Origin of the sequence: Nonomuraea sp. KM90, assembly GCF_052246675.1 — a bacterium.
Lineage (GTDB): Bacteria > Actinomycetota > Actinomycetes > Streptosporangiales > Streptosporangiaceae > Nonomuraea.
In genome coordinates, this window is the sequence record NZ_JBQQCB010000077.1 from 1 (window position 1) to 24,994 (window position 24,994).

A 24,994-nucleotide genomic window follows, 5' to 3' on the forward strand; every position below is an offset into this window, starting at 1 on the left:
CCTGCTCCGGGTCCGTGGAACCCGGCGCCCCCGCAGCGTCATGCGACGGCCCGCCCCAACCGCGTCGGGGACATTACGGGCAAATCGCGGAGCCACTCACACAGCACCGCCCGCTGAAGAATCGAGGCCAGGTCGGGCTGCTCGACGAGCCCGACCGCGAGCCCAACGGCTACAAGCGCTACGAGGTGCACCACCTGACGCGGCTCCTGCAGATCAAGCGCCTGACCGGGGCTCGGTGTGCCGCTCGCGCGGGTGGCCGAGATGGGCACGAGCGGCGAAGGGCAGGCCTCCGTCTTCCGGACCGTCGACGCCGAGCTCGAGGCGACGGTCCGCTCTACAACCCCGCGCAGGTCGACGTGCTCCGTCGAGCGCACCTGCTCCACGAGGCCGACGACGGCGGTGCCGACACCGGTGACGACGCCCCGTGACCCCCCTCGATGATGTAGACCGATGGTTATCTTGCGTTCTTGGCCTCTTCCCGCAGGTCAGAGTCGGATGATCTCGTCAGGCACGTAAGGCGTGTTCCCTGGCTCTGAAAGACCGCAGCGCGGTGCTGGGATTCAGATCCGTGCCCGGGATCCGGCTTGTTCACGCCACCACATGTACGTTGCCGTGGTGGGCGAAGACGGCCATGTGCTGGTGCGGGAGGCCGAGCCGCGGGTCTGGGATCTCTACGGGCCGCCCGCGGGAGACGACCATCGGGCGGTGTGAGCGCCGGACAAGTCCGCGGCACCGTGGAGATCCAGTTCCAGCAGCCATCACGGGCAGGACGTCGCCGCGATGCTCGCCGGCCGTGTCCGCGATGACCTGCGGGACGCCGGTATTACCCGCGCCATTGGCTGGCTTCCCGAGAAAGTCGTCATCCGTACGGTGGCCACTTCCTGCGTACGCTCGGTGAGATTCACAAACGCTCTGGCGGGTGCGACGCCCCTGTTGATTTGATAACCGCATTCCCGGTGCCGAGAAGCCAACCGGCAGAGGCGATCAGGAAATCGCGCCCTGTCGGTGGGCGGCGCTAAGATCGCGTCCCATGCTTCCGGGTGGGTTATGGCGGATTGTCAGGACCGTAATAGTCGGTCTGATTGTCGTGGCGGCGGTCACGGGCCTGGTGCTTGGTGATGCCTGGCTCTGGGTGGCCGCCACGTGGACACCGCCGAATTATGCGGGGTTCGCCGAACACGACAGGTTCGACATTGTGACGACTGTCGCGATGTTCGTGTCCGCTCTGGTGAAGGCCGCGCTCCTGTGGCTGATCCTGCGCGCGCCCGTGCCGGGACCGATGAACCGCCAGGCGACGGCGTTGCGTTGGCTGCTTTATCTGGCGGTGGCGTATACCCTCTTCCTCTGGTATCCGATCGCGCTGTTCCCCGATGGGGTTGACCTGGCGTTCGAGCTCGTGCTGTTCGCCGCGATCGACGTCCTCTACCTGTTCGTCATCCGATGGCGGTCCGGCTTGTTGCGCGCGGCGGCCGGCGTGCTGTTCGCGATCGAGCTGGCCGGGGTGGCCAACGATCTGCTCGACCAGCTGGACCTTCTGGAGCTTCCACTGAGCGGCGGCGTCGGGCTGTTCCTGATGCTGAGCGGGCCGGCGGCGACCGTCATCACGGTCATGGGGCAGTGGCGTGACGGCCGGTGGAGCCGCGGCACGCTGACCGCCGGATGGTTGTCGGTGGGCGTGCTCGCGCTGGCGCTGCCGCTCAACATTCTCCTTGAGAGCATCTCCGGCGGCCACACGGTGGTGTGGGTCGTGATGGACGCGGTACAACTCGTCAGCCTCGTGTGGATGGCGGCGACCGCCCGTGAATTGCCCACTGAGGAGCGCTTGACCGACCTCCGGCCCGGGCGGCAGCGCGCGCTCCGGGTCGCGGTGGCGACCGTGGCCGTGCTGCCGGTCATCACACAGATCCACCCGGAGCAGTCCGCGCACCTCTCCTACTCCGGCTGGTCGACGGAGTGTTATGACCGGCCCAGTTTCGGCGACCTGAAGCCCGAGGAACGCGACGCCATGTTCCTGTGCCTGGCTCGGAACACGGCTGACGGGGTGCCCCCCATGTTCCCGGACAGCCTGTCGGACCAGGGGGTTCTCGCGTACGGACGGTCGCTGTGCCGGGCGAAGGACCGCGAGGAGCAGGAGGCGATTCTGAAGCGGGCCGGAAGCGAGCGGCCCGCCTGGGGCGCGAACCCGTGGGAACTCGTCTACGTCTGCCCGGAGATCATCGGAGCGACCCGTCCCGAGCTGTTGCGGTCGACCGCGGAGAAGGAGGCGGCGAACGACTCCTACATCGCCGAGGCGAACGCGAAGTGCCGCGACCCGTGGCCCCGGCGGAAGGGTGTCGTGCAGGCCACGGCCAACTACTTCCTGTTCGTCGACGGTGATCACGGCTATGTGGTCCACGACCCCGAGGACGAAGCGGCCGAAGGCGCGATGGACCAGGCGGTGGACGAGCTCTACGACGACGACGGCTCCCCCATCGGGGTGGCCGGCAGCACGGTGCTCGTCGGGCACGTCGAGGACGTGTCCGATCTGTGCCTCACCGTGAAGGCCTTCCGTACGGCACCGCCACTGCGGACGGCCGGGTGGGAGCTGGTCAACGAGGTGCCGATCGTCAGCCGCAGCGGCCGGCTCAGCGTGCCGGAGATGGGCGATGGCGAGGTGGGCGCGGGCGCCCCGATGCCGAACCTGGCGATCGCGGGCAAGGGCCGCTACCGGCTCCGGGTCTACGTGCGGCTCGGCGAGACAGGGGAGGAGCACCTGGTCGTCGTGTTCCCGGGCGCGTCGAAGAAGAGGCTCAAGGTGAAGCCGTGAGCGGCGGAAGGGCGAACCGGACGCTGGTCAGGCGTTCGGACACCTCCCACAGTCGGCGGCAGGTCTCGGGGTCGGTGGCGGTCGGGGCCGGCTGGACCTGCTTGGGGGCGCCGCGTAGTTCGGCCGTTCAGCCTTCTTACCGGCGGAATGAGCGTTTCTCCCCTTGCCGCGTGCTGGAGGAAGTGTGGCTGCTGGGCGGCGCGCTCCTGGCCGCGTGCCTGGCCGACGACTCTCCCGCCGGCGCGCGCGACGCCGCGCTCATCGCCGTGCTTGACAGCTGCGGCCTGCGACGCAAGCTTCGCGGCCGTGTCTTCAAGGGCCGCAAGGTCACCGGTGACGAGGCCGAATGGGTTGTCTTGGAACCGGTCCACCGCGCCGTCGAAGTGCTGCTGGAGTTCAACGATGATCCCGGGCACCTGTTCGGTCACTACGGCGGGAAGAAGGCCGGCCGCCGCAAGGCACCGCACGAACCGATCCACGAACCAGGAGCGACACCATGAGATGGGACAAACACCGCGTCGTCATCACGGCCGCCGGCCGCGACTTCGGGCGAACCCTGGCCATCCGCCTCGCGGACCTCGGCGCCGAGATCTTCCTCTCGGCACGCGAACTCGCCGCCGCTCAACGAGTCCGCGACGAGATTCGCAACCGCGGCCATCAGCGGGTGCACGCCTTTGCCTGCGACCTGACGGACCCCTCCTCGATCCGCGACTTTGCTTCCAGCGTCGCGGAACACACGGACCGCGTCGACGTACTCATCAACAACGGTTCTCGCTACCTCGCAGGGCCGGACCTGCTGTCCGCAACCGACGCCGACATTGTCGACACCATCGCCTCTGGCGCCACTGGCACGGTCCTGATCACGAAGAGCTTTCTCCCTCTCCTGCTCAACTCGGAGATACCGGATGTCGTGACGATGATCTCCGCCTGCGGAACACCGGGCCACCACCGGTCGGACGCGCACGACGCCTTCTACGCGGCCAAGAGCGCCCAGGCGGGGTTCGCCGAGATCCTCTCCAAGCGCCTGCGTCCTCAAGGGGTCCGGGTGATCTCGCTCTACCCGCCCGACTTCGACAACGCCGACCCGCTCTCCGAGGAGTGGAAGACCACCCCGCGCGAGGCCAAGGACGCCCTCACCGCGCACTCGCTCGTGGAGTGCATCCTCTTCGCCGTCGCCCAGCCCCGCGACTGCTTCATCAAAGCGTTCCACTTCGAACAGGTCTGACCAATGCCTCGCACGTCGACGCACGACGGCTGATGCCAGGTCCGGCAAGCCACCGCCGCTCAGGACCACAGGCATTCAGGTAGTTCCAATACCCGACTCCACCATTATCCCGAGGCCGCGGCGGCATCCACGAGCTGCTAGATCTGGAAACCGTCCGCGCGGTTGCCGACACGGTCGCGGACCTGCGCGACGGGCTGGAGGCCGGCGGCGAAGTATCGGGGCCGGCGGCCCGCCACGCCATCAAGACCGCCACCTCCGGCCCGTTCTTCGCCGGCGCGACCATCAACGCCACCACCGCCCGACGGCTGGCCGCGAGCGAAGACATCATGCTCTATGAGAACCCGAACGCGTTCCTGCTCTGCCGCTACCGCCGCAAGCAGGCCCTATGCCACCGCGAAGGCACTTCGGACTGGCCCAACCTGGACCGGTGCGTACCGTCCTGCGGCAACGTCGTGCGCACCGAGCGAGCATGCAAGGCAACCGCGCGCCCGTGCCAGCCGTCAGGGTGCCGGACGCGGCGGGTTCCACGGTGATGGTGATCGTCCGGCGCCGAGGATCAGCAGGGCCTGCTGGCCGGGGTTGAGTCGCCGCCAGAGCGACCTCATCGACTTACGGTGGCGCCGGATCATCCCGGCGACGTAGTTCAGGGTCTGATGCGACAAATCGACGGCGGCACGATGCTTCTATGGTTTGTCAAGCGAGGGCGGACGATTCGGTTACCGACGCCTGGGGGCGGGTGATGATCTTGTAAAGCTGGCGGGCGACGTATCGCTTCAAGCAGCGGATGATCTCTCTCCTGGACAGCCCGTCGGTGGTTCTGCGCTCAACGTAGGCGGGTGGATGGATCGCAGGACATGCGAGACAGCACGACGACGTACAGGGCCCGGTTGGCCTGCCGGTCGCCGCCATGGTTAAGCCGGTGACGTCGTGTGTTGCCGCTGGAAGCAGGGACGGGCGACACCCCGCATAGGGCCGCGAACGATCCCTCGGAGCGCAGCCGATCGGGGTTGTCGCCGCAGGTGGCCAGGAGTTGCGCGGCGGTCTCAACACCCAGGCCTTGGGTGGTGAGCAGCTCGGGCCGGGTCTGCTCGATCAACGCCTTCAACTGGTTGTAGGCGGCGTCGATCTCGGCGCTGAGGGCGCGGTAACGAGCAGCGAGGTGCCGCAGCGCCACCTTGACGCTTTGGGCTGGGTCGGCCAGATCAGCGGAGGGCCTCAACCGGGAGCAGGCCTCGGCCAGCCGAGCCTTCTTCAGGCCGGCCAACTGCTCGCGGAGCTCGCCGGGGCGGTGACGAGCACCGCCTGCAGCTCGTTGAGGCAGGCGGTGCGAGCCTTCACCGCGCCGGCGCGGACCAGATGCAGCACGCGGATCGACTCGGCCACCCCGTTTCCGCTCTTCGGGACGGCGCGAGCCCTGTCGGCCAGGACAGCTTCGGCAGCGGCGTAGAATCCAGCGGATCCGACTTGCCCTTGGCCGGCGCTGCTGCCGGTCAGGGCGATTTACCTCGATCACCCTGACCTTCGCGCTGCTCAGGTGGCGAGCCAAGGCGGCACCGTAGGAGCCGGTACCTTCAACCCCCACCGCATGCAGCCGGCCGAAGGACCGCATCCACTCCAGCAGGTCCGCGTATCCCGCTCGGGTCGCCGGGAACTCGCGATCGGCGACCCGGCGCCCGTTCATCAACACCACCGCGGCGTGGTGAGTGTCGGCACGTGTGTCGGCCCCGCCCACGATCCGTCGAGCCTTGGGCTTCTTGAACTCCGTCATGTGCACCCTCATCGGCTCGGGGGATATCCGAAGGCGGTGCGCGCCGGGGTAGCCGAGCAGGCGGACCAGTGACGGGACGGGCTCTCTCGCCGAGGCTTCTATCAAGCCACACGCGGCCAGCCCGACACGCACCTTCGGGAGCGCTCCCCCAGAAGAGGCGACAGATCGTGCCGATGGCACCAGTCTCAGTGGTAGAACAGCACCGGAAGCTCCTGGTTGCGACGGTGTGGGTTGTGGTGATCAACCCGTCTACCAGGAGCTTCTTCATGTCACCGGCTGAACAGTGGCATCGCGATCATGCTGTGACCAGGGCACCCGCCGGGGGAGGTTGGAAAAGGTTCACTGTGTCTATTACCTGCGTCGCTTGAGCTGTGCTTCGGCCGCTTCTCGCAGAATGGTGTCCTTCGAGGCCGTCAGCCGCTCCAGCGCCAGGTCGGCCTGGGTGCCCGGTGTCTTCCCGAGCGCCCAGATCGCCTTCGCGGCCAGAGCCCGGCTCTCGTCGTAGTCGAGATAATCCGGCACCCATTCCGTTGCCCGGACCAGAGCGTCGACCGCATCCGGTGATCGCAGGCGATCGAGTGCGAGGACTGCATCCTCGTGCGACTGATGCCAGTCCGTCCGACACAACTCCATGAGAGCGTGGAGGTGCTCTGCGGTCAGGCCGAAGGTGAAGCAGACAATGAGCGCAAGCTCGACGTCCGTCCCATCCTTGCGCTCGACCGCGTCCCGCAGCAGCGACAGGCCCAGGCCCGTGCCGTCGCTGGTCCCGAACCGTCCCAGGACCTCGTCAGGAGTGACCTTCGGGGGGCGTCCAGGTGCGATGACCAGGCCAAGGATCGCTTCACGTTGATCTGGTGTCATCTCGCGATCTCCCTGAATCCCGGTCATGCCGTCGTTGAAGATATCAAGCGCCGGACCCCCGCCGAGGCCGATGTTGACCTGATCCCCTTCCGCTTTGAACAGAGCCGACCTTCCTGCCCAGCCCTTCGACACCAGAGGCATATTTGGGTAGTCGAGCGAAGTTCTCCGTGACAGGTGCCGGACGCCGATATCGGCCAACGAATCAGTGGTGCCGGGCGCTAATTAGCGTGAACTCCACAAGCCTTCCTCCGTACGCTTCGGAAAAGGCCTGCGTCGGCGAAATAAACGTTTCGCTGGTTGCCGGGAGCCGACCCGTGCTCTGCAGGGTTTCGAAGTGTTCATCGCTCATCGTGCGGTAATAGGTCTCGCCGCAGCCGGTGTTGTGGACGAGGAGGTCAGCCTGTCCTGCGGCCGTGCAGTAGGCGTGGGTGTCGGCGATCGAGAGGTTGTGAACGCGCTGGCCGTGCCGTACCTCGTGTTTGATCGCGGTGATCTGGACGTGGGTTCCGGCGGAGGTTTGCAGCCACATGCCGGGCTTGAGTTGGCCGGCGTCGGTCCAGCGGTCGTATTCGGGTACCCAGATCGGGTGGCGGTCGGTGGCGACTACGGTGCCGGTCTTGCCGCCTTGGTCGCCGTCCACGTGGACGGCGATGGACACCAGGCGCTTGACGCCCTTGCTGGTGATCGTTTTGAGCACCGCCTTGGCGGCGGTCCGGCCGGTGGCCGGGTCGGTGGCGATGACCTGGTCGCCGGCCCTCAGCCCGTCGATCGCCTTGCGGCTGCCGTCGGCCAGCAGGACCTTGGTGCCGGGCACGAAGCTGCTGACCGGGCAGGCATTGGCGCCGCCGCTGGGCTGCTTGACGCTGACCGCCCTCGTGGCGGTGACGGTCTTGGTGACCGGAGTCTTGGCGTCGGCGAGGGCCCTTCGGGCCGCTTTCTCGGTCTTCTTGGCCGCTTTGGCGGCGTTGACGGCCGCTAAGATGTCGTCGGCCGTACCTCCGTTCCTGGCGACGATGTTGACGCTGTCGGTGGCGGCCTCGGCCAGCTTCGCGGCGCCGTCTCACACTCCACCTGGCCAGGCGCTCAACAGCGCCACACCTCGTCAAAATTCGAGATCCCCCGGGGCCTTGGGGGCCCCGGGGGATCTCGGAGAATGGACCGTTGGTTCAGTCCACTCCGGTCCAGCGGCTTAGCTTAGTTCATGCGATTTTATCAGTATCCAAGCATATGCTCCTCAACGAAGCCGAGCTGTTCCTCTATGCCGAGAGCAACGGCAGCGTGCCATCGAACTGCTGACGGCCAAGCTGCTGTGGTCATCATCCGCAATTTATCCCTCGCCTCATCTGTGTCCAGTTCACTAAGCGAGAGAATCACTTTCTGGCAGAGCCAGAACGTTGGCGCGTCATGCTCGCGCGAGCGTTCTGCAAGCCGGAACATGCTGTTCGCTGAGGCCTCCTCCCTGATCTCCCCGAGAATATCTATGAGGTCCTCGTAGTCAAGTCCTTTGACATCTGAATCTACGAGTTCGATGACGGCGCTGCCGAGGCCGGTTACGTTGAGCGCGGCGGCAAGATTCGCGAACCGTTCAACACGGCGCCAGTTGCGCTGCGCCGCTGATTCTTTGATCCATTTCACCACAGTACTTGAGACGGCTGGATATCTTTTCGAGATTTCCTGGGCGCGCTCCGGCGAGATATAGCCATCTATCAGTGAATCGACCTTGTCGATGGCACTGTCTCCTGCACCGTGATTCACGGCTAATCATCTACAGCGGTTGAAAGTCTGAGGTGTGTCACGACCGACTCCCAGGGCCTTGGCGATCTCGGCCACGGTGCCCTCCTGCGCCGCATAGCGCGACCGGGCCAACACAATCTGCTCGGCCGACAGTTTGGCAGGCCTGCCGCCGAGGCGGCCTCGAGTACGCGCGGCCGCCCGGCCCACCGCCGCCTGTTCGGCGATCAGCTCCCGCTCGAACTCCGCCAGCGCCGCGAAGATATGGAAGACCAGACGGCCGGTGCTGGTGCTGGTGTCGATCCCCTCGTGCAGGCTGGCGAAGGCCACCCCGCGCTCGGCCAGCGCGTTGACGGTCTCCACCAGATGCCGCGACGAGCGACCCAGCCGGTCCAGCCGCCACACCACCAACGTGTCCCCGGCCCGCAGATACTCCAGTCACCGCGTCAGCTCGGGCCGCTCAGTCAGCTTCCCCGACGCGGTGTCGGCGAAGAGCTTCTCGCAGCCCGCCGCACTCAGCGCGTCGGTCTGCCCGTCCAGGTTCTGCGACGCGCTGGAAATCCGGGCATGGCCGACCCGCTGGCCGGCAAGAGGATGTACAGGCAGGCTCATGACCCTCGATCATGCACCGAAACCCGGCTCTGCGACGGCCCTTTTTACGACATTGATTCCGGACGGAGTTCCGGACGCTTCCGAGGGGCTCGAGGTGATCCCTGCAACCTGTATTTGATCTTGTCCGTTACGGAGGACTTCCGGACACGAAGATCACCGTCACCAGGCGTCACCCACCCAGCCGATCCACCTCGAAACCATGATTGCAGGCGAGCTGCGCCGGAACCGGAACGTACGCTAACGACCCCGCCCAGGCCCCGTTCGGCATCCGCCCTGGCCTGCGGGAAGGCGCTTACCGTACGAAACGGTTCCGGTTGCAGGTCCACCCCCGCTCGCCAGGGCTGGGCGGCCAGGAGTTCCAGCACCTTGCCGCGCCGGTCGGGACTAAAGTGATGCGGGCAGCGGTCTCCTCGCCCAGCCGGATGTAGCGGCCGAGCCTTGACAGGCTCTGGTGGCGGGACTTGGCCTGCAGCTCCGGCGCGGTACGGCCGGCCTCGGCCAGGTGCTGCAGCGCGCTGTGGCGAAGCTGGGGCAAGGTCCAGCAGCGGACAGCCCCAGCCCCATGCGCGGATCGCAGAAGAGGACGGTCTAGTCGTCGCCTCGATGTCCGTCGCGGACCACCGCTAACCCGCCGACCCGGGTCGTGATGCCCGCCGGCCCGCGTCGGGCCGAAGCGAGCACGCTGGCCGGTCGACCGAGGGTGTCGCCCTGCTCCACCTCGATCGCGACCGTCTGCGCCCCTGTCGTGTCGAGCAGATGGGCGGCCAGGCAGCCGGTGCTGTTGGCGTTGGCGACGTCCTCGTCGACACCGATCGCCGGCGCGAACATCCGCGCCGCACCCGGTCGGTCGCCCACCGGCGGTACGTACACGAAACAGCCGAGGAGCCCGTACCGCTGGCACGCCGCTGTCAGCCTGCCGAGGTGTGGGTGGACTCGGAGCAGCGCCGATCGGTCGTGGACCGGTACCAGCATGCGTGGCGCGCCGGGCGCGGCGATCCGTGGCGCGTCGGTCGGATGCGCATCGTCCGCGGTGAGCCCGAGCGCGGCGACGATCGCGGCGCGCTCGTCCGGCGCCGGGTGACGCAGCGCGACGAGGCCCTGGTCGAACCACACCTCGATGCCGGCGGGGCGGCGGATCGCGACGGTGTCGAACGTGCGCCCGCCGGTGTGTTGGCGGTCGTTCAGCTCGCCCAGCGCGGTGCGGGTCAACCGGACGGCCTGCGCGGCAACGGTGCCGTGGCCGCAGCCGGACAGTTCGGCGGTGGCGGTGAAGAACCGGACCGGCCAGGCACCGTCCGGCGTCCGCCCCGGGCCGAGGAACGCCGCGTGCGAGGTGCCGGCCGCAGCAGCGACCGCACGCCGGTCCGCGTCCGTCGCCGCCGGGTCGTCGTCGATGACGGCCGTGGGGCTGCCGCCCCGGCCGTCGCGCCGCACGCACGCGTCAACCACCGTGACATCCGGCCAGGACATCGGCCCACCTTTGACGCTCAACGAACCGGCAACCGCGAACGGCGTTCCGCCGAGAGCCGGACCTGGCCGCAACGGCCGACCGAACGCGTCCCGGAGCATACCGTCCTGCCTCAGCCGGTGCCGTCCTGCACCGGATAGTGGATGATGACCGCACCGCCGGTGGCGTAGTTGGCGACATCGGCGGCCACCCGCTGGCCTTGCGGCGACGCCCGCGCCGCGGCCATGGCGGCGGCGTCAGCGAAGTAGCCTTCGAAGAGCGCGAAATACGGCGCTTCTCCCTTGGTCGCCGCAACGTCGAAGCTGTAGCGCCACGCAAGCAGGCCGGGCCAATTCATGACCAGCGGAAGGTGGTTGGTCACGTAGTAGTCGCGGAAGTGGTCAGGGTCGGCGGGCTTGGAATACAGGACCACCAACTTATGCATGACGACCTCCGTCCAGAGACGAGACCATAACACTCCGGGTGACCTGGGAGCTCCTGCTAAGAACTGCCGCCGACCTCGCTGGGTGCGGAGCATCGGGAACTGGGTGAGGACGGAGGTGGTTTCGAGGAGCGCGTGGGAGTCGGTGGCCAGCCACAGCGGGAGGTCGCCGACGAAGGCTACGACATCGGGGAGGGCCCGGGTGGGTCGGGTCGCGCCAGAATCCATGGTCGAGCACACCGGGCTCGGTGGCCGTGGCCTTCGCGAGAGCCGTGAGGGCGGACTCGAAATCGGCGGTGTGCGTGAGTGCGACGTCCAGTACTGCGGTCAGTTGAATCGTCATATGCGCAGGTTAGGGCTTGATGTGCGGTCGGGGGAAAGACCGGTGCGGGATAGACTCAGAACGGATCGTTATCAATCGGCAGGGAGGGCACGTGGCGCCGGATACGGTGAGCCTGCGGTACTTCCTGGTGCTGGCGCAGGAGTTGAACTTCACCCGCGCGGCCGCACGTATCGGTATCGCACAGCCCGCACTCAGCGCCCGGATGCGCCGATTGGAGGCGGAACTCGGTACGGCCCTGCTGGTCCGCAACACGCGTAGCGTCGTATTGACCACGGCCGGTGCGGCTTTGGCGGAGTCCGCGCCGCCCGCGCTGGCGGCGCTGGACCGGGCATGGGACACCGCCCGGAGCGCGGCGGCCGGTGAACTGGGCACGCTGCGCATCGGATACAGCCTCAGCGCCGGGGCCGAGACGGCACCGGCCCTGGTGGACAGGCTGATTCGCGGCAACAGCGGACTCCAGGTCGGCGCGGTCCCGATGGCGACACCGGAGATCTCCCCCGCGGTCGCCGACGGCCGCATCGATGCCGGGATCACCCGCGGTGAACAGCCGGGCCGTGGCGTGCGCCGGTTCCTGCTGCGGCGTGAGCGCATCGGGGTCCAGCTGGCGCAGCACCATCCGCTGGCCGAACACCTGGAGATCGAGATCGCCGACGCGGCCGCGTATCCGCTGCGACTCCCGGACCGTGCGGCCAACCCCGTGATCCACGATCAGCTGTCCGCACTGTTCCGAGACACCCGACTACACCCCCGATTCCACACGCCCGCTGTCTCTTTCGACATGTCCCAGCGCGACCTGCGCGACGGGGCCACCCTCGCCCCGGCCGGAGAAGCCGCGGTCACGGCAGCACCGGCCGGTCTCACCTGGCGACCGCTGCGGGGCGCGCCCAGCCTGACGATCCACCTGGTCCTCCCACGCGAGCAGTCGCCACTACACCGCCGCATCCGTGCCGTCGCCAAAACCGTGGCGCACGAGCTGCACTGGCTGCCGGACTGACGCGCAAGAGGTCAAGCGAGACGGACGCCTGCGGTGGCCCCGATTGCACACCCATATGGGACGTACACGCCATGTGATGTCCCGGACATCTATGAAGTGCCGATACCAATGGGCAAGTCGGCACATCGGTTCGGGGAGCGAAGTTCCGCACTCCGCCAGTGGAGTCGCACTTCTGGAGTCCCGGCTGCAGGGCGTGGCGCCGGCATCTGGGGCATGGTCGTGTGGCGCGGGGTGGTTCCTGCTGTCGATGGTGGTCCTCAAGGGAGGCTGGCTCGCCGTACGGGCCGCCGAAGTCGTCGCCTGACAGCGCGGCGGGTCAGCGCCGCAGGTCGCGCCCCGCGGTGATCAGCCAGAGGTACGGCAGGGGCAGCATCGCCAGCCAGAACAGGTGTGCCTGATCCCAGTACCCGAACCCGCAGGTCGGTGGCCAGAGCCGGGCCTGCTCGGGGAGCAGGATGGTCCCCAGCACCATCGCCGGCTGGACCACGATCGCGGCCATGGCGGCCTGTCGTCCGGGTGCGAACCGCACGGCGGTCGCCGCGGCCGCCAGCGCGATGCCGAGGCAGACGCCTACCTCGATGAGCAGGTCGCCGACCGGGAACAGGGCGCCCTCCGGCAGGCGGGTCAAGATATAGGAGAAGGCGGCCAGCCAGATCGCGATCGCGGCGCCACCGGACAACAGGCAGCGCAGCGCCTGCCGGACCCATCGGGGGACCGCGGCGGCGCCGAGGTCGGCGGACATGGCATCGACCAGCCCGAAGGCCGCCGCCGCGCCGAGCAGGGTGCCACAGATGCGCATGAGCACGAGCGCGTCGCCCCCGGGCAGTGCCTCCCCGTACTCCAGCAGGCTCACCAGCCCGGCGGTGAAGGCGGCGACCACGGCCAGAGGCCCCCAGTCGATGGCCCGAGCGAGGGGGCGCACCAGCAGGAGCGCCACCCGCCAGCGGGATGGTGGCGGGGCAGGGACGGAGGTGATGGGTGCGGCCGCGGCGGATGCGGCGGCCTGGGGGCGGGCGGGCAGCGTTAGAGGCATGGCATGGCTCCCATCGGTGCGTCAAACTTCCGTTCCAGCCCGAGCAGCGGCAAGGCCTGGTCGATCGTGGTGGTGGGCTTGACGAGCGTGTCCCAGTCGGCCTGGACCTTCTCGCGGGCGCCAGGGGAGGCCAGCAGAAGCTTGGCGTAGCCGATCTCGGCCGGGCCCCAGTCCAGACCGGACAGGCGTCCCAGGTGGCCGTCGATGTAGAGCTGCCGCCGGGCCTCGGGAGGGGAGACTTGGCCGATGAGCCAGAGCGCCACCACCGTGCGGGCCTGACCGCGCACGTCACACAGTGCGGCACGCCGGGAGGGGTTGAAGTGCTTGGCGGCCGAGTCGTACAGCCCGGTCGCCCAGAAGGCCACGTCCTCGGCCAGCATCCTGCGCTGGTCGGGATGCCCCCAGCTCATCGGCGGCCGGATCACGCCGGAATCGACGGCGAAGCTCCAGGACTGGCTCATCTGCCGCACCTGGGGTGCCCGGGACCGCAGCGCGGCGGGCAGCGCCGCCACGACCGGCTGGACCGCCTGTTCCCAGAGCGGGATCCACGGTTCGTAACCGGGAAAGGCACAGTAGGTGAGCCCCTGGCGCTCCGCGCAGCGGTAGGCATCGGGGCCGAAGTAGCGCTCACGCACGCGGGAGTCCACATGGTCGACACTCAGCTCCACGTTCGTGGGAAACCTGCTCGGTGGCCGGGTGGACGCCGCGGTGGCCCCCGATGGCACCGCGACAGCCAGCGCCACCACCACAGCCACAGCGGGTGCCGGCCGTACCCGATGCCTGAGCAGCGCGATCCCGCCGAAGACGGCGGCGACGGCGAGCACGTACACCAGGTGGAGCGCCGACGGACGGTCGGGCCAGTCCGGCTGGTGGACCTGCATCACCGGCAGCAGCCAGCGGGCCTGTCCGTTCGTCGGGTTCACGTAAATGAGGAAGCCGAGCACGGCCACCACCAGCGGCCCGGTGATCAGCCACCGCGTCCAACGGCCGACGGCCACGCCCAGCGTCGCGGCGAGGACTGTGGCGGCCACCGCCGTCAGTGGCTCCCACACGTCCAGCCGCCCTCCGGCGGGGCCGCTCAGCAGCCGGATCGCCAGGTAACCGCCTACGGCCACAGCCGCTGCGAGCGCCGCGACCAGCGGTGTGGCCAACAGCAGGGCCCGCGTGCGGTGCTCGGCCCGCCCGGGCAGGCCGGCGAGGCTTTCCGGCATGCCGTGCCGCCCGTCGCGTGAGGTGGCCAGGCTCGCCGTGATCAGGACCGCCGAGGCCAGGCAGGTGGCCAGCCCGGTGGCGTTGATCGGGTCCATCGTGAGGTCGGGCTGCTGGCCCCGGCTGAGGAAGGTCTGCAGCGCCAGCACCAGGACGGTCGCGCCCCACACGAGCGGGTGCCGCACCAGCCTGCGCGTCTCGAACAGGAACAGCCGCCGCGTCACGCCGCCTCCCCGAGCAGCATGAGGTAGCCGTCCTCGACACCGGGCACCGCCGCGTCGGCGGTCGGCGGTCGCGGGCCGAGCGTGCGGTAGCGGCCGTCGGCCGTCCGCCAGAACAGCTCCGACGTGGCGGGCGCTGTGTCCGACAGCCACACCCGGCCGTCCGCGACGGCCGCGAGCTCGCCGGGGGTGCCGTCGAAGACCGCACGGCCGTCCCGCATGACCACCACCCGCTCGCACAGCGCGGCGACGTCCTCGGTCTGGTGGGTGGACAACACGACGGTACGGCTCTCGCCGAGCCGTGAGACCAGCGCGCGGAACATCATCCGCTGTTCCGGGTCGAGGCCCACGGTCGGCTCGTCGAGAATGAGCAGATGCGGCTCGCCCAGCAGCGCCTGGGCCAGCGCGAGCCGCTGGCGCATGCCGCCCGACAGTTTGCGCACCTTCGTCCTGGCCTGGTCGGTGAGGTCCACCTCGGCCAGCACCCGGCGTACCTCGGCGTGCCGGTGCTTCCGGTCGGTTAGCTCCTTGAGGATCGCCACGTAGTCCACGAGGTCGAAGGCGGTGAAATGCGGGTAGGAGCCGGGGTTCTGCGGCAGGTAGCCGAGTCTGCGCCGCAGCGCGGTCCGCTGCGCGCGGTCGGCCGGGTCCAGGCCGAAGGCGTCCACCGCGCCGCCGTCCGGGGCGAGGGTGGTGGCCAGGCAGCGCAGCAGGGTGGTCTTGCCGGCGCCGTTCGGGCCGAGCAGACCGGTCACGCCGGTGCCGAGCGTCAGGTCGAGGCCGTCGAGCGCCCGTTTGGCGCCGTATGTCTTGGTCAGTTCCTTGATCTGGATCATCTGGTGCTCACTTTGTAGAAGCGGTATGTCAGGAGGAGGGCGGCCACGCCGTACCCGATCTGCGGGGCGGGACCGAAGACGGCCAGCCAACTGCCGATGAAGCGGCCCGTGCCGACGATGGCCAGCCACACCCCGCCCACGGTGAGTGCGGCGATCGGCACCGGCAGCCGGTTCGACAGGGCCAGGCAGCCCGAGGCGGCGGCCAGCGCGGGCAGCAGCCAGGCGGCGGCCAGACCGGGAGGTGCGGCCAGCAGCGGTGAGGCGAGCCCGGCCAGCACGACCGACACCGCCAGCACGGCCGTGGCCCTGGTCAGCAGCAGTCGCGGGCCGGACATCGGGGTGGCGGCGACCAGTTCGTGGGCGGGATCGACGCGGGGCCCGTAGGCGAGCGCGATGCCCGCCAGCGGCAGCATCGGCGCGACGATGAGGAAAGCGGGCAGCAGTTCGGTCTGCGCGCGCGCGGCAAGGACCGCGAACGCCAGTACCGCCACCACGGCGGCCAGCCAGGCCTGGCTCAGCGTCGGTGTCGCCGTCAGCAGCCTGGCCAGGTGGTCGGGCACCCCTCTGTGCCGCAGGAAACGCTCGGCCAGGCTCGGGCGCGGCGTGATCAGCTCGGCCTCCAGCCTCGCCCAGGACACTTCGAGCCAGTCCTTGTCGTACGGCACCGCCGCCCGGCAATCAGCGCAACGACCGAGATGTGCGTCCACGGACATGGCCAGAGCCGGTTCGAGCGTGCCTTCGAGGTAGCGCTCGCGCAGGTCATCGGGAATGTGCCAGCTACTCATGACAGCTCCTCGCGCAACCGGGCCCTGGCCCGCATGGCGCGGGTCTTGATCGTGCCTTCCGGAATGCCCAGGAGACCGGCGGCCTCCTTGGTGGTGAGGCCGTCGAGGACAGTCGCCTCGATGACGGCGCGCAACTCTGGAGAGAGCCTGTTCAAGGCGGCGCCGAGGTCACCGTGCTCCACGCTCAGCAGGACCACGTCCTCGGCCGAGGCGACCGGCGAGCTGTCGTTCGGTTCGATGCCGGAGCCGACCCAGCGCGAGCCGCGGCCACGCAGAGCGGAGATCAGACGGCGGACGGCGATCGTCCACAACCAGCCGGCCGGGTTATCGCCGCGGAAGCCACCCGCCGAGCGCCACACGGCCAGAAAAGTCTCCTGCAGCGCGTCGTCGATGGCGTCCGCGTCGGCGCAGCGGCGGGCCAGGCGGGCGCGCAGCCAGGGGGCGTGGCGCTGGTGGAGGATGCGCAGGGCGACGGTGCTCCGCGCGGCGACAGCGGTGATGAGGTCGGCGTCATTGCTTTCCGCAGTGACGTCCGGGGCCGCGCGCCGACGGAAGGGAAACGGTCTCACGGTATATCTATCGCACGACCTGTATGAGCCGGTTCTCCCAAGTCAGCCGGTTTCGTGATTTGGCCCGTGGATCCTCGTGCCCTTGTTCACCGCGGAGCATCACAGATGGCGGCTGGTGGCGCCGGCCTTACCGACAGGCCCACCCCCGGCGGGAGCGCATGGCATCTACGGCCCCGGGAAGGAAGCCCTCGGCGTACTGGCCATCGAGATCGAACTCCTCCAGCCCGCCACCGCCTGCTGAACGGGACAAGCGAAGGCCGGGCGGTGGAGGGGCAGACGGAGCGTGCAACATAGGTGTGGCATGCCTGGTCCGCGTCCGAGCTGCTCGAATGGATCACCGTAGGGTGGCGAGCATGGGCGGCGGTGTTCTCCCACATGGCCGCCAGGCCTGTGGTCGTCAGCCGAGCAGGAACGTGCGGGCCTGGTCCGCGACCGGCTCAGGGGCCATCCAGAAGGCGGAGTGATCCTGGTCGGCGAGCGTCAGCACGGTCACGTTCGGCAGGATCGCAGCCAGCGCCTGTGCACCGGCGCGTATGAAGGCCTCGCCGTTGCCACCGACGGCCACCGCGACCGGCGCCTTGATCGACCAGCGGTCGGTGGGCAGTGGCTTGCCGTCCTGAAGCCCGCGCATGATCTGGCCGTCGTAGGCGTAGGTGTGGGCGTACTTGACCATGGCCTCCCAGGAGGGGTCCTGCTTCATCGCCGGGATGTACTCGGCCGGGACACCGATCATCTCGGTCATGAAGTATTCGACGGCTTCGCTGCGCTTACCCGCCGCGACCAGGGCGTTCTGGTGTTCGACGTAGTCGGCGGGCGCCGGGGGCTTGGAGTCGTCGACGATGAACGGCGGCTCGTACAGGTAGAGTCCCGTGACCTTGTCACCCAGCGCGCTCGCCGCGTCCAAGGTCAGCCCGCACCCACCGGAACCGCTGGTCAGGGCCGCGGAGCCGCCCGCGATCTCGATGAGCGCGGCGATGTCTTCGATCTCGCGCGCCGGGTTGTAGGGCTGCGGATCGCCGCTGGCCCCTCGGCCGCGCCGGTCGAAGCTGATCACGGTGAAGTCCTTGGACAACGCCTCGGCCACGCCCGCGACGCCGGTGTGGTCTTCGGCGACATTGCTGATCACGATGATGGCCGGGCCGGACCCGGTCTTCTTGTACGCGATCGTGGTGCCGTCGGCGGAGGTGATGGTGGAAAGTTCGGACATGATCGTTTCTCCTTGGCTGGTTGACGGGCCGTCCAGCAGGCCGCCAAGCCGGTCGAGCGCTTCGGCGTAGCCGTCGGCCATCTGGAGTTCGACGGCCCGTTGCAGTGCTTGGCTGTCGGGGAAGCTCGCGGCGACGGAGACGATGCAGCCGTTGCCGGTGGAGGTGAAGGTGACCGAAGTCGGGAAGGTTCCCGTGCCGTCGGGCCGCCACGCCGCGTCGGCGAACACGTCGTCGTAGGCGAGCTCGCAACGATCGACGACGGTGGTGTAGGTGGCGATGCTGCGCACCGGCGCGGCCGAGCCGTCCACTGGCGCGATCTCGAAGCGCCAGCGACCTCCCGGCCGCACGTCCATCTCGTACACGGTCGCGGCCCACCCCTGCGGCCCCCACCAGCAAGTGATCGCCTCGGCGTCCGTCCAGGCCCACCACACACGCTCGAGCTCGGCCGTGTAGGTGCGGCTGATGTGCAGGGTGTTGGCCGACCTATCGACCACGATCCCGTCTGCGGTGTCTGGGGACATGCTCAAGCTCCTCATTGATCGGCCGTGTCGTCGAGAAAGGCACCGAGGCGATCCATCCGCTCCGACCACAGAACGGCGAACCCCTGCACCCAGTCACTCAGCTCACGCATCGCGCCCGGGTGCAGCCGGTAGATCCGCTGCTGTGCCCGCTTGGTCACCTCGACCACTCCCGCCTCGGACAGCAGTCGCAGATGCCGGGACACCTGCGGTTGGCCCAGGCTCAGCGCCTCGACGATGTCACCCACCGACCGCGGGCCGTCCCTGAGCAACTCGACGATCCGGAACCGGTTCGGCTCCGAGATCGCCGTCATTCGCAGTTGCACGCTGTTGACCACACCCCGAACATACATGACGGTGTATATATGTTCAAGTGTATGTATCGCGCCAGGGTGCCGATCGTCTGCGGGCGTGTGCGATCCAGGATTTGACTTCCCGCGTCCTACCTCATGAGCCCTTCGGCCTCTGCGCGAAGGACCTGGGCGCCGTGACCGGCCTAAAGGTGCAGGTGGACGACATCAACGGCGACCAGGTCAACGTCGAGGACGGCTGGCCGCTGCGCCGCGCCGCCGAACGCTTCCAGGTCGCCGCCACCCCCGCCCGGCGCTGGGCACAGCGCTACCGCCAGCTCGGCGAGGCCGGCATGCGCGACCGCTCCCAGCCGGCCGCACCGCAGCCCGCGCCGCACACCGACCCGCACGGAGCGGCGCATCATCAAGATCCGCCTGCCGCGCCGGTGGGGACCGGCCCACATCGCCTACCTGCTCGGCCTGCACCCCTCAACCGTGCACCGCGTGCCAACCCGCTACCGGCTCGCCCGCCTGGCTCACCTCGGCCGTCCCAACCTCGGCTACGGCTACCTGCACAACGCCATCGACGACCACTCCCGCCTGGCCTACACCGAGATCCTGCCGGGCGAGACCGAGCAGACCGCCGCCGCCTTCTGGCAACGCGCCCAGGCTTACTTCACCAGCTGCGGCATCACCGTACGCCGCGTGCTCACCGACAAAGGCTGCTGCTACCGCTCCCACCTGTGGCGACCGCCAAGCGCGTACCCAACCTCGCAGGACAGAGCAGCTAGCCGTCGCGCACGCGGCCGTACGCCTGGGTGATGGCCGCCGTCACGCTGACGTGCCTGGTCGCCGCCGCCTCGCTGGTCGGCAACCACCGCCTATCATTTAGACAAGCATCGAACCACCAGCCGGTCCGGAGGCAAGGCTTCCGCATGACCGCCGCCACCCTGCCCCTCGCCGCGAGCAGCAAGGACGCGGTGTGCTGCGCGCCGATCGCCCGCCAGCCGCTCAGCGAAGGCGAGGCGGCCGAGCTCGTCGTGCTGCTCAAGGCGGTGGCCGATCCGGTCCGGCTGCGGCTGCTGTGGATGATCGGCTCCCACGCAGGAGGAGAAGCCTGCGTGTGCGACCGAGGTCGCCGGAGCATTCCGGGCCAGCGTGACAGCCACTCCAGCCGGGTCATCCCCAACCCCGCATCCACCAGCAGCATCCGCTCCAGATCGGAGCCCAACCTCCACCGTCAGCAGGTGCGCCACCAGCTGCGACGTCAGATCAGAGGCCGCCGTACGCGCGCTGGCGACCACCTTGGCCGCCATCAGATACTCGCGCGCCAGATTGAACAGCAGCATCGGCGAGTCATGCTCCATCGCCCGATCCAGCAGGAACTGCTCCAGCTGCTTCATCGCCTGCCTGCCGGGGCGGTCGTCCACTCCAGATACTTGGCCTGCGCCAGATGGTTCGAGCGGGCCTGGGTCCGGATGGCCGTATAACGACGCCGCCGCGGGTGGCACACCCAGCCCATCCGCGACCTGGGCCACGGCCGCGAACCGACTGGACCAGCATGCCCAACTGGTCCACGGAGCGCCGCCCACGACCTGGATCGACGAACACTACGTCAGCCGACGTCGGCGTGAAACACCGGATCAACTCATCAGCGCTGATCTCCGGGAACGAGCGCAGTCGCTTCCAACTGTTCCTCGGACAACATCTTCTCTGACAACGCACCCCGCCCACCCGCGCCTCGAAGAATCGGACGCCAGCGAACACCGGTCGTTCCGGAAGTCGTTCCACAACCATTGTTCCGAAAGGGCGGTACGGAGCTGATTTTCACTACGATCGGAGGATGGGCAACGGCAGCGATCACCCCATGGGCGGGATGGAACTCGGATACGCGCGTGTCTCCACCACGAGGCAGTCCCTCGACCGGCAGCTCGACGCCTTGGCCGCGGCCGGAATCGGCGACGAGCGGATCTACGTCGACAACAAGACCGGCACCACCGTCGACCGCGATGGCCTGACCCAGCTACTGGCCTGCGCCCGCCGCGGCGACACCATCGTGGTGCACACACTGGATCGAACCGGACGCAACCTCGGCGAGGTGCTCAACCTCGTCCACGACCTCGCCGAGAAGGGCATCGGCCTACGGTCGCTGGCCGACCCGCTGCCGATCAACACCGCCGACGAAGGCATGCGCCGCGTCGCCTTCCTGCTACTGGCCCTGTTCGCCGAGATGGAACGCACCTTCACCGCCGAACGCGCCGCCCGCGTCCGCGCAGTCGCCGAAGCCAGCGGCCGCCAGATCGGCCGCCCCGTCGCCCATGCGGAAGGCAAGATCGAACACGCCCGGCTCCTCGAAGCCGAGGGCAACTCCCTCGGCGTCATCGCCGCTAAGACCGGCATTCCCAAGACCTCGCTGCACCGCTACCTCGCCACCGACTCCGCCGGCGAGCAGGCATGAGATCCGACGTGTTCTTGGCCGACTGCCCGGCCCGTACCACCTTGAATCTGGTGGCCGATGCCTGGTCTGTCGTCGTGGTGTTCGGGCTCGGGCGTGGTCCGCTGCGGTACACCGAGCTGCGCGGCCGGATCGGCGGGATCAGCAACAAGATGCTGACCCAGACACTGCGCAAGCTGGAGCGCGGCAACCTGGTGGAGCGGCGGACCCTGCCTACCGCGCCTGCGGGTGTTGAGTACCGGCTGACTGCCCTGGGGGAGAGCCTGCTGGGGCCGGTGTCGGTGCTCGCCCGGTGGGCCGAGGAACACGCCGACGAACTCGCAGACGCCGACGGCGGTTGACCCCCCAGGGAACCAGATGGTTCCCTGCGGACGGTTAGCGTTGCCGCCATGAAGATCGGAAACAGTGATCTGGAGGTGTCACCGCTGTGCCTGGGCGGCAATCCCTTCGGCTGGACGGCGGACGAGGAGACCTCGTTCGCCGTGCTGGATGCCTTCGCCCAGGCCGGTGGCAACTTCATTGACACCGCGGACAGGTACACCTTCCACGTGCCCGGCAACAGCGGTGGTGAATCCGAGACGATCATCGGTCGCTGGCTGAAGGCCCGCGGCAACCGAGACCAGATGGTGATCGCCACGAAGGTGGGTGCGCTCCCGGGGCTGAACAACTTGAGGCCGGAGACGATCCGGCGCGCCGCCGAGGACTCACTGCGGCGGCTTGGGCTTGATCACATCGACCTGTACTACGCGCACGTGGACGACCCCGGCACCGCACTGGCCGAGACCCTCGGGGCGTTCGACGAGCTGGTCCGGTCCGGCAAGGTACGGCACATCGCGGCGTCCAACTACACCGCGGCGCGGCTGTCGGCGGCACTGGAGACCTCGGCCCGGGAAGGGCTCGCCGCGTACGTCGCGTTGCAGGCCGAATACAACCTGGTGCAGCGCGAGAACTACGAACGGGACCTCGCGCCTGCCGTCACCCGGACCGGACTGGTCTGCCTGCCCTACGTCGCGCTGGCACGTGGTTTCCTCACCGGCAAGTACCGCCCCGACGGCCCCGGGGTGGACAGCCCCCGCGCCGACCAGGCCCGCGCTCACCTGGACGGCAACGGCCCGGCCGTACTGGCCGCCCTGGACGAGGTCGCCGCAGCGCATCACACCACGATGGCCGCGGTCGCGCTGGCCTGGCTCGCCGTCCAGCCCACCGTCGCCACCCCCCTTGCCGGAGCCCGCAACCCGGCCCAGCTCGCCGACCTGCTGCCCTACCTGACCCTGCGGCTCGCCGACGACGAGATCGCCCTGCTGGACCAGGTCAGCGCTTGGAAACAGTGAGAACTCAGGAAGAGGCTCCTATGCGCTCCACGACTCGACGACGCCTTCTTGCTCTCGCAGCAATCGCCGTACCGTTGCTTGCCGACGGCACCGCGCAGGCGGCCGAGCGGTCTGCGCCCTCACAGGTCTCCGTGGCGTATGAGCTGCCCGGTGACCGAGTCTATCCCGAAGGCATCGCCGCCGACCCGCACACCGGCGATCTCTACACTGGATCGGGCGAGGACGGCACGATCTTCACAATGAGGCCGGGGCATCGTGTCGCGGAGGTGTTCCTGCCCGCGGGAGCGGACGGACGCACAGTCGCACTCGGGCTGGAGGTCGACCGGGCCAGACGCCTGTGGGCCATAGACCGCAGTACCGGAGTCGCGGTCTACGACATCCCCAGCCGCCGTCTACTGGCTCGCTTCACCCCGCCCGCCAAAGGCAAGAGCGAACCCCTCGTCAACGATCTGGCCATCGCCCCGGACGGCACCGCGTACATCACCGACAGCTTCCGGACGGTGGTCTACCGGGTCACTCCCTGGCAGCTCGCACGAGCCCGCGAACGGGGCCGTGAAACGCCGCTTACTCCCGCCTTCGACTTGGCCGGTGTCGTGGATCCGTACGAACCCGGTAAGACGGTCACGCTCAACGGGATCGTCGCGGAGCCGTCGGGGCGCTACCTGTTGACGGCCGACATGAGAGGTGCCCTTTACCGCATCGACCTGCACTCTGGCGTGATCCGCAAGGTCACGCTACGTGGCGGCGACATGTCCCTGGCCGACGGCATGGAACTGCGGAACGGCAAGTTGTGGGTGGCGCATCCCATTATCAAGGCCAACGCGATCAGCCGCTGGCGCGTCACGGCGGATGGGCGGGCAGCCATGGAGGAGGGACGGATCACCGATCAAGCGTTGCAGCTCCCGACGCATCTGCTGCACCGGCAGGGGAGGTTGTACGTGGTCCGTTCACAGCTCGATAAGGGCAGCATCGTAGATCCGGACGGTGGCCTCCCGCGGATCCCCTTCACCATCGCCTCCGTCCGCGGCATCTGAAGGTCTGGCTTGCCTTCACGCGCGCTCCGATCAGCCCACGGCGCACCGATCGTCACAACTCCGGGGATTCAGGTCTGACCTGTGGCTACTTGGGTTCCGGTGAGACGGTGCGTTCCGGGAAGCTCGCGGTTGCTGGAGTCGTTGCGGCCCGCCTGCCGGTGACTGTCGCCCAGGGATGTGTGGAGCCGAAGCGGGCGCGGGACCAGCCGCTGTCCGCAACTATTCATTGAATGCATAGTCGCGATCCTGTCAACCGGTCATGTGCTACTCGGCTTCCTCGCCGAGCGCCCGAAGCACGGTTACGAGCTCAAGAAGGAGCACGATCACCGTCTCGCCGGCGCCAGGCCACTGGCGTACGGACAGGTCTATGCCATGTTGCAACGCCTGGAACGCGACGGCCTGGCAGAGGTCGCCGAGACGCAGCAGGAGGGCGGACCCGAGCGCACCCTGTACGCGATCACCGACAGCGGCCAGGCGGAGCTGGAGCGGTGGCTGAACACCGTCGAGCCGTCGGGGTCAGGACCGCGTTGGCCGGGCCGAACGGGGCAGGCAAGTCCACGCTGCTGAACTGGTATCAGGCCTGCTGACGCCCACCACGGGACGTGCGGAGGTCTTCGGCCGGCCGCTGGAGAGGGCCGCGGTCGCGTTCGTCGCCCAGGACAAGCCGCTGCATCGCCGGTGGAGCGTCGCCGACCTGCTGCGCTTCGGCGCCGCGACCAACCCCCGATGGGATCGCGCGGCTGCGCAGCACCTCTTGAACGGCGCGGCGACCTCCAAACCCGTATGCCTCATCGGCCATGGAGGCACGGGCAAGATCCAAATCGCCCTGGAGTATGCATACTGCTACAAACGTTCACGACGTCATCTGGTGGATTCGGGCACAGGAGCCGGCCCTGATCGGTTCCGCCTTCGCCCCCTCGCCGAACAGCTGGACCTGTCAGACGTGGGGGTCCAGCACGTCTTCGATACGCTCCGCCGAAACGAAGAATCGACTCGCTACCTCCTAGCCTTTGACAACGCCGAACACCCGCAGACGCTGCAAGACTTCCTGCCGCCGGACAGGCGGGCATGTGGTTCTCACCACCCGGGATGCTCGCCCGGAACAGGTCGGTACCGCACGCCGCGTCGAGTCGTTCGTCCGAAACGACAGCATCACACTCATCACCGGCCAGTTCCCTCAGCCCACCCGGCAAAAGGCGAATTCGATAGCCGAACACCTGCGAGACCTGCCACTGGCCCTTGCCCTGGCGCTCGCATACATCCGCTCATCCGGCAT

Annotated in this window: 24 protein-coding genes and 3 pseudogenes; 11 read left to right on the top strand and 16 right to left on the bottom strand. The window is 68.5% G+C overall.

Going from position 1 to position 24,994, the window contains the following annotated elements; all coding sequences use genetic code 11:
- Nucleotides 1–1,195 precede the first annotated feature (1,195 nt).
- From ACTWPW_RS43460 to ACTWPW_RS43470, 3 genes are all read left to right on the top strand, one after another.
- Nucleotides 1,196–2,806 (top strand): hypothetical protein, encoded by a 1,611-nt coding sequence (locus ACTWPW_RS43460; protein WP_443172147.1) that lies wholly within the window; start codon nt 1,196–1,198, stop codon nt 2,804–2,806.
- Nucleotides 2,807–2,976: 170 nt separating this feature from the next.
- The gene (locus ACTWPW_RS43465) at nt 2,977–3,306 is read left to right on the top strand and encodes a hypothetical protein (RefSeq protein WP_443172148.1); all 330 of its coding nucleotides are present in this window, start codon (nt 2,977–2,979) and stop codon (nt 3,304–3,306) included.
- Nucleotides 3,303–4,031 (top strand): SDR family oxidoreductase, encoded by a 729-nt coding sequence (locus ACTWPW_RS43470; RefSeq protein WP_443172149.1) that lies wholly within the window; start codon nt 3,303–3,305, stop codon nt 4,029–4,031. The genes ACTWPW_RS43465 and ACTWPW_RS43470 overlap by 4 nt, the downstream gene beginning before the upstream one ends.
- Nucleotides 4,032–4,582: 551 nt before the next feature.
- On the opposite strand, the pseudogene ACTWPW_RS43475 reads toward ACTWPW_RS43470, so the two are convergent.
- The 9 genes and pseudogenes from ACTWPW_RS43475 to ACTWPW_RS43515 form a co-directional block, all read right to left on the bottom strand.
- A pseudogene (locus ACTWPW_RS43475) lies at nt 4,583–4,693 on the bottom strand (IS5/IS1182 family transposase); the annotation flags it as partial.
- A 161-nt stretch (nt 4,694–4,854) separates the two neighbouring features.
- The gene (locus ACTWPW_RS43480) at nt 4,855–5,799 is read right to left on the bottom strand and encodes a transposase (protein ID WP_443172150.1); all 945 of its coding nucleotides are present in this window, start codon (nt 5,797–5,799) and stop codon (nt 4,855–4,857) included.
- Between the two features lie 351 nt (nt 5,800–6,150).
- Complete coding sequence (locus tag ACTWPW_RS43485; RefSeq protein WP_443172151.1) at nt 6,151–6,792, bottom strand: HEAT repeat domain-containing protein; 642 nt, start codon at nt 6,790–6,792, stop codon at nt 6,151–6,153.
- Nucleotides 6,793–6,862: 70 nt separating this feature from the next.
- Nucleotides 6,863–7,474 carry a polymorphic toxin-type HINT domain-containing protein gene (locus ACTWPW_RS43490; RefSeq protein WP_443172152.1) on the bottom strand — a complete coding sequence of 204 codons (612 nt, stop codon included), beginning with the start codon at nt 7,472–7,474 and terminating at the stop codon, nt 6,863–6,865.
- Between the two features lie 398 nt (nt 7,475–7,872).
- Complete coding sequence (locus ACTWPW_RS43495) at nt 7,873–8,415, bottom strand: hypothetical protein (protein ID WP_443172153.1); 543 nt, start codon at nt 8,413–8,415, stop codon at nt 7,873–7,875.
- A gap of 6 nt (nt 8,416–8,421) precedes the next feature.
- A pseudogene (locus ACTWPW_RS43500) lies at nt 8,422–9,003 on the bottom strand (recombinase family protein).
- 292 nt (nt 9,004–9,295) lie between these two features.
- Entirely contained in the window at nt 9,296–9,538 is a 243-nt protein-coding gene (locus ACTWPW_RS43505; RefSeq protein ID WP_443172154.1) for a hypothetical protein, read from the bottom strand.
- Nucleotides 9,539–9,591: 53 nt separating this feature from the next.
- On the bottom strand, nt 9,592–10,473 hold the full coding sequence (locus ACTWPW_RS43510; protein ID WP_443172155.1) for a PhzF family phenazine biosynthesis protein: 882 nt from the start codon (nt 10,471–10,473) through the stop codon (nt 9,592–9,594).
- A 110-nt stretch (nt 10,474–10,583) separates the two neighbouring features.
- Nucleotides 10,584–10,895, bottom strand: coding sequence for an EthD family reductase (locus ACTWPW_RS43515; RefSeq protein ID WP_443172156.1), 312 nt, complete (start codon nt 10,893–10,895; stop codon nt 10,584–10,586).
- 431 nt (nt 10,896–11,326) lie between these two features.
- On the opposite strand from ACTWPW_RS43515, the gene ACTWPW_RS43520 reads away from it, so the two are divergent.
- Entirely contained in the window at nt 11,327–12,229 is a 903-nt protein-coding gene (locus ACTWPW_RS43520) for a LysR substrate-binding domain-containing protein (protein WP_443172157.1), read from the top strand.
- Nucleotides 12,230–12,545: 316 nt separating this feature from the next.
- Here the strand turns inward: ACTWPW_RS43520 and ACTWPW_RS43525 are convergent, their stop codons facing one another.
- The 7 genes from ACTWPW_RS43525 to ACTWPW_RS43555 form a co-directional block, all read right to left on the bottom strand.
- Complete coding sequence (locus tag ACTWPW_RS43525; RefSeq protein WP_443172158.1) at nt 12,546–13,262, bottom strand: hypothetical protein; 717 nt, start codon at nt 13,260–13,262, stop codon at nt 12,546–12,548.
- Nucleotides 13,253–14,695 (bottom strand): hypothetical protein, encoded by a 1,443-nt coding sequence (locus tag ACTWPW_RS43530; RefSeq protein ID WP_443172159.1) that lies wholly within the window; start codon nt 14,693–14,695, stop codon nt 13,253–13,255. The genes ACTWPW_RS43525 and ACTWPW_RS43530 overlap by 10 nt, the downstream gene beginning before the upstream one ends.
- Nucleotides 14,692–15,528 (bottom strand): ABC transporter ATP-binding protein, encoded by an 837-nt coding sequence (locus tag ACTWPW_RS43535; protein WP_443172160.1) that lies wholly within the window; start codon nt 15,526–15,528, stop codon nt 14,692–14,694. The genes ACTWPW_RS43530 and ACTWPW_RS43535 overlap by 4 nt, the downstream gene beginning before the upstream one ends.
- Nucleotides 15,525–16,313 carry a zf-HC2 domain-containing protein gene (locus ACTWPW_RS43540; protein WP_443172161.1) on the bottom strand — a complete coding sequence of 263 codons (789 nt, stop codon included), beginning with the start codon at nt 16,311–16,313 and terminating at the stop codon, nt 15,525–15,527. Before ACTWPW_RS43540 ends, ACTWPW_RS43535 begins: the two co-directional genes overlap by 4 nt.
- Nucleotides 16,310–16,882, bottom strand: coding sequence for an RNA polymerase sigma factor (locus ACTWPW_RS43545; protein WP_443172162.1), 573 nt, complete (start codon nt 16,880–16,882; stop codon nt 16,310–16,312). The genes ACTWPW_RS43540 and ACTWPW_RS43545 overlap by 4 nt, the downstream gene beginning before the upstream one ends.
- Before the next feature lie 397 nt (nt 16,883–17,279).
- Nucleotides 17,280–18,611 (bottom strand): alpha/beta fold hydrolase, encoded by a 1,332-nt coding sequence (locus ACTWPW_RS43550; protein ID WP_443172163.1) that lies wholly within the window; start codon nt 18,609–18,611, stop codon nt 17,280–17,282.
- 11 nt (nt 18,612–18,622) lie between these two features.
- The gene (locus ACTWPW_RS43555; RefSeq protein ID WP_375117880.1) at nt 18,623–18,961 is read right to left on the bottom strand and encodes an ArsR/SmtB family transcription factor; all 339 of its coding nucleotides are present in this window, start codon (nt 18,959–18,961) and stop codon (nt 18,623–18,625) included.
- A gap of 125 nt (nt 18,962–19,086) precedes the next feature.
- Here ACTWPW_RS43555 and ACTWPW_RS43560 point away from each other — a divergent pair.
- From ACTWPW_RS43560 to ACTWPW_RS43590, 7 genes and pseudogenes are all read left to right on the top strand, one after another.
- A pseudogene (locus ACTWPW_RS43560) lies at nt 19,087–19,645 on the top strand (helix-turn-helix domain-containing protein); the annotation flags it as partial.
- A gap of 74 nt (nt 19,646–19,719) precedes the next feature.
- Nucleotides 19,720–20,388 carry a hypothetical protein gene (locus ACTWPW_RS43565; RefSeq protein WP_443172164.1) on the top strand — a complete coding sequence of 223 codons (669 nt, stop codon included), beginning with the start codon at nt 19,720–19,722 and terminating at the stop codon, nt 20,386–20,388.
- A gap of 353 nt (nt 20,389–20,741) precedes the next feature.
- A complete protein-coding gene (locus ACTWPW_RS43570) occupies nt 20,742–21,356 on the top strand; it encodes a recombinase family protein (RefSeq protein WP_443172165.1) in 615 nt (204 codons plus the stop codon).
- Nucleotides 21,353–21,694, top strand: coding sequence for a winged helix-turn-helix transcriptional regulator (locus ACTWPW_RS43575; protein WP_225302715.1), 342 nt, complete (start codon nt 21,353–21,355; stop codon nt 21,692–21,694). Before ACTWPW_RS43570 ends, ACTWPW_RS43575 begins: the two co-directional genes overlap by 4 nt.
- A 48-nt stretch (nt 21,695–21,742) precedes the next feature.
- Entirely contained in the window at nt 21,743–22,684 is a 942-nt protein-coding gene (locus ACTWPW_RS43580; protein ID WP_375117876.1) for an aldo/keto reductase, read from the top strand.
- Between the two features lie 20 nt (nt 22,685–22,704).
- The gene (locus ACTWPW_RS43585; RefSeq protein ID WP_443172166.1) at nt 22,705–23,718 is read left to right on the top strand and encodes an SMP-30/gluconolactonase/LRE family protein; all 1,014 of its coding nucleotides are present in this window, start codon (nt 22,705–22,707) and stop codon (nt 23,716–23,718) included.
- Nucleotides 23,719–23,979: 261 nt separating this feature from the next.
- On the top strand, nt 23,980–24,285 hold the full coding sequence (locus tag ACTWPW_RS43590; protein WP_443172167.1) for a PadR family transcriptional regulator: 306 nt from the start codon (nt 23,980–23,982) through the stop codon (nt 24,283–24,285).
- Nucleotides 24,286–24,994 lie beyond the last annotated feature (709 nt).

Excerpts from the sequence above, each read along its gene's own strand:
- ACTWPW_RS43575 (WP_225302715.1), top strand. The coding sequence starts at position 21,353 with ATGAGATCCGACGTGTTCTTGGCCGACTGCCCGGCCCGTACCACCTTG.
- ACTWPW_RS43550 (WP_443172163.1), bottom strand. The coding sequence starts at position 18,611 with ATGTCCCCAGACACCGCAGACGGGATCGTGGTCGATAGGTCGGCCAAC.
- ACTWPW_RS43565 (WP_443172164.1), top strand. The coding sequence starts at position 19,720 with ATGGCCGCCGTCACGCTGACGTGCCTGGTCGCCGCCGCCTCGCTGGTC.
- ACTWPW_RS43515 (WP_443172156.1), bottom strand. The coding sequence starts at position 10,895 with ATGCATAAGTTGGTGGTCCTGTATTCCAAGCCCGCCGACCCTGACCAC.
- ACTWPW_RS43570 (WP_443172165.1), top strand. The coding sequence starts at position 20,742 with ATGGGCAACGGCAGCGATCACCCCATGGGCGGGATGGAACTCGGATAC.
- ACTWPW_RS43470 (WP_443172149.1), top strand. The coding sequence starts at position 3,303 with ATGAGATGGGACAAACACCGCGTCGTCATCACGGCCGCCGGCCGCGAC.
- ACTWPW_RS43585 (WP_443172166.1), top strand. The coding sequence starts at position 22,705 with ATGCGCTCCACGACTCGACGACGCCTTCTTGCTCTCGCAGCAATCGCC.
- ACTWPW_RS43540 (WP_443172161.1), bottom strand. The coding sequence starts at position 16,313 with ATGAGTAGCTGGCACATTCCCGATGACCTGCGCGAGCGCTACCTCGAA.
- ACTWPW_RS43525 (WP_443172158.1), bottom strand. The coding sequence starts at position 13,262 with ATGCCTCTAACGCTGCCCGCCCGCCCCCAGGCCGCCGCATCCGCCGCG.
- ACTWPW_RS43510 (WP_443172155.1), bottom strand. The coding sequence starts at position 10,473 with ATGTCCTGGCCGGATGTCACGGTGGTTGACGCGTGCGTGCGGCGCGAC.
- ACTWPW_RS43480 (WP_443172150.1), bottom strand. The coding sequence starts at position 5,799 with ATGACGGAGTTCAAGAAGCCCAAGGCTCGACGGATCGTGGGCGGGGCC.
- ACTWPW_RS43535 (WP_443172160.1), bottom strand. The coding sequence starts at position 15,528 with ATGATCCAGATCAAGGAACTGACCAAGACATACGGCGCCAAACGGGCG.
- ACTWPW_RS43580 (WP_375117876.1), top strand. The coding sequence starts at position 21,743 with ATGAAGATCGGAAACAGTGATCTGGAGGTGTCACCGCTGTGCCTGGGC.
- ACTWPW_RS43555 (WP_375117880.1), bottom strand. The coding sequence starts at position 18,961 with ATGTATGTTCGGGGTGTGGTCAACAGCGTGCAACTGCGAATGACGGCG.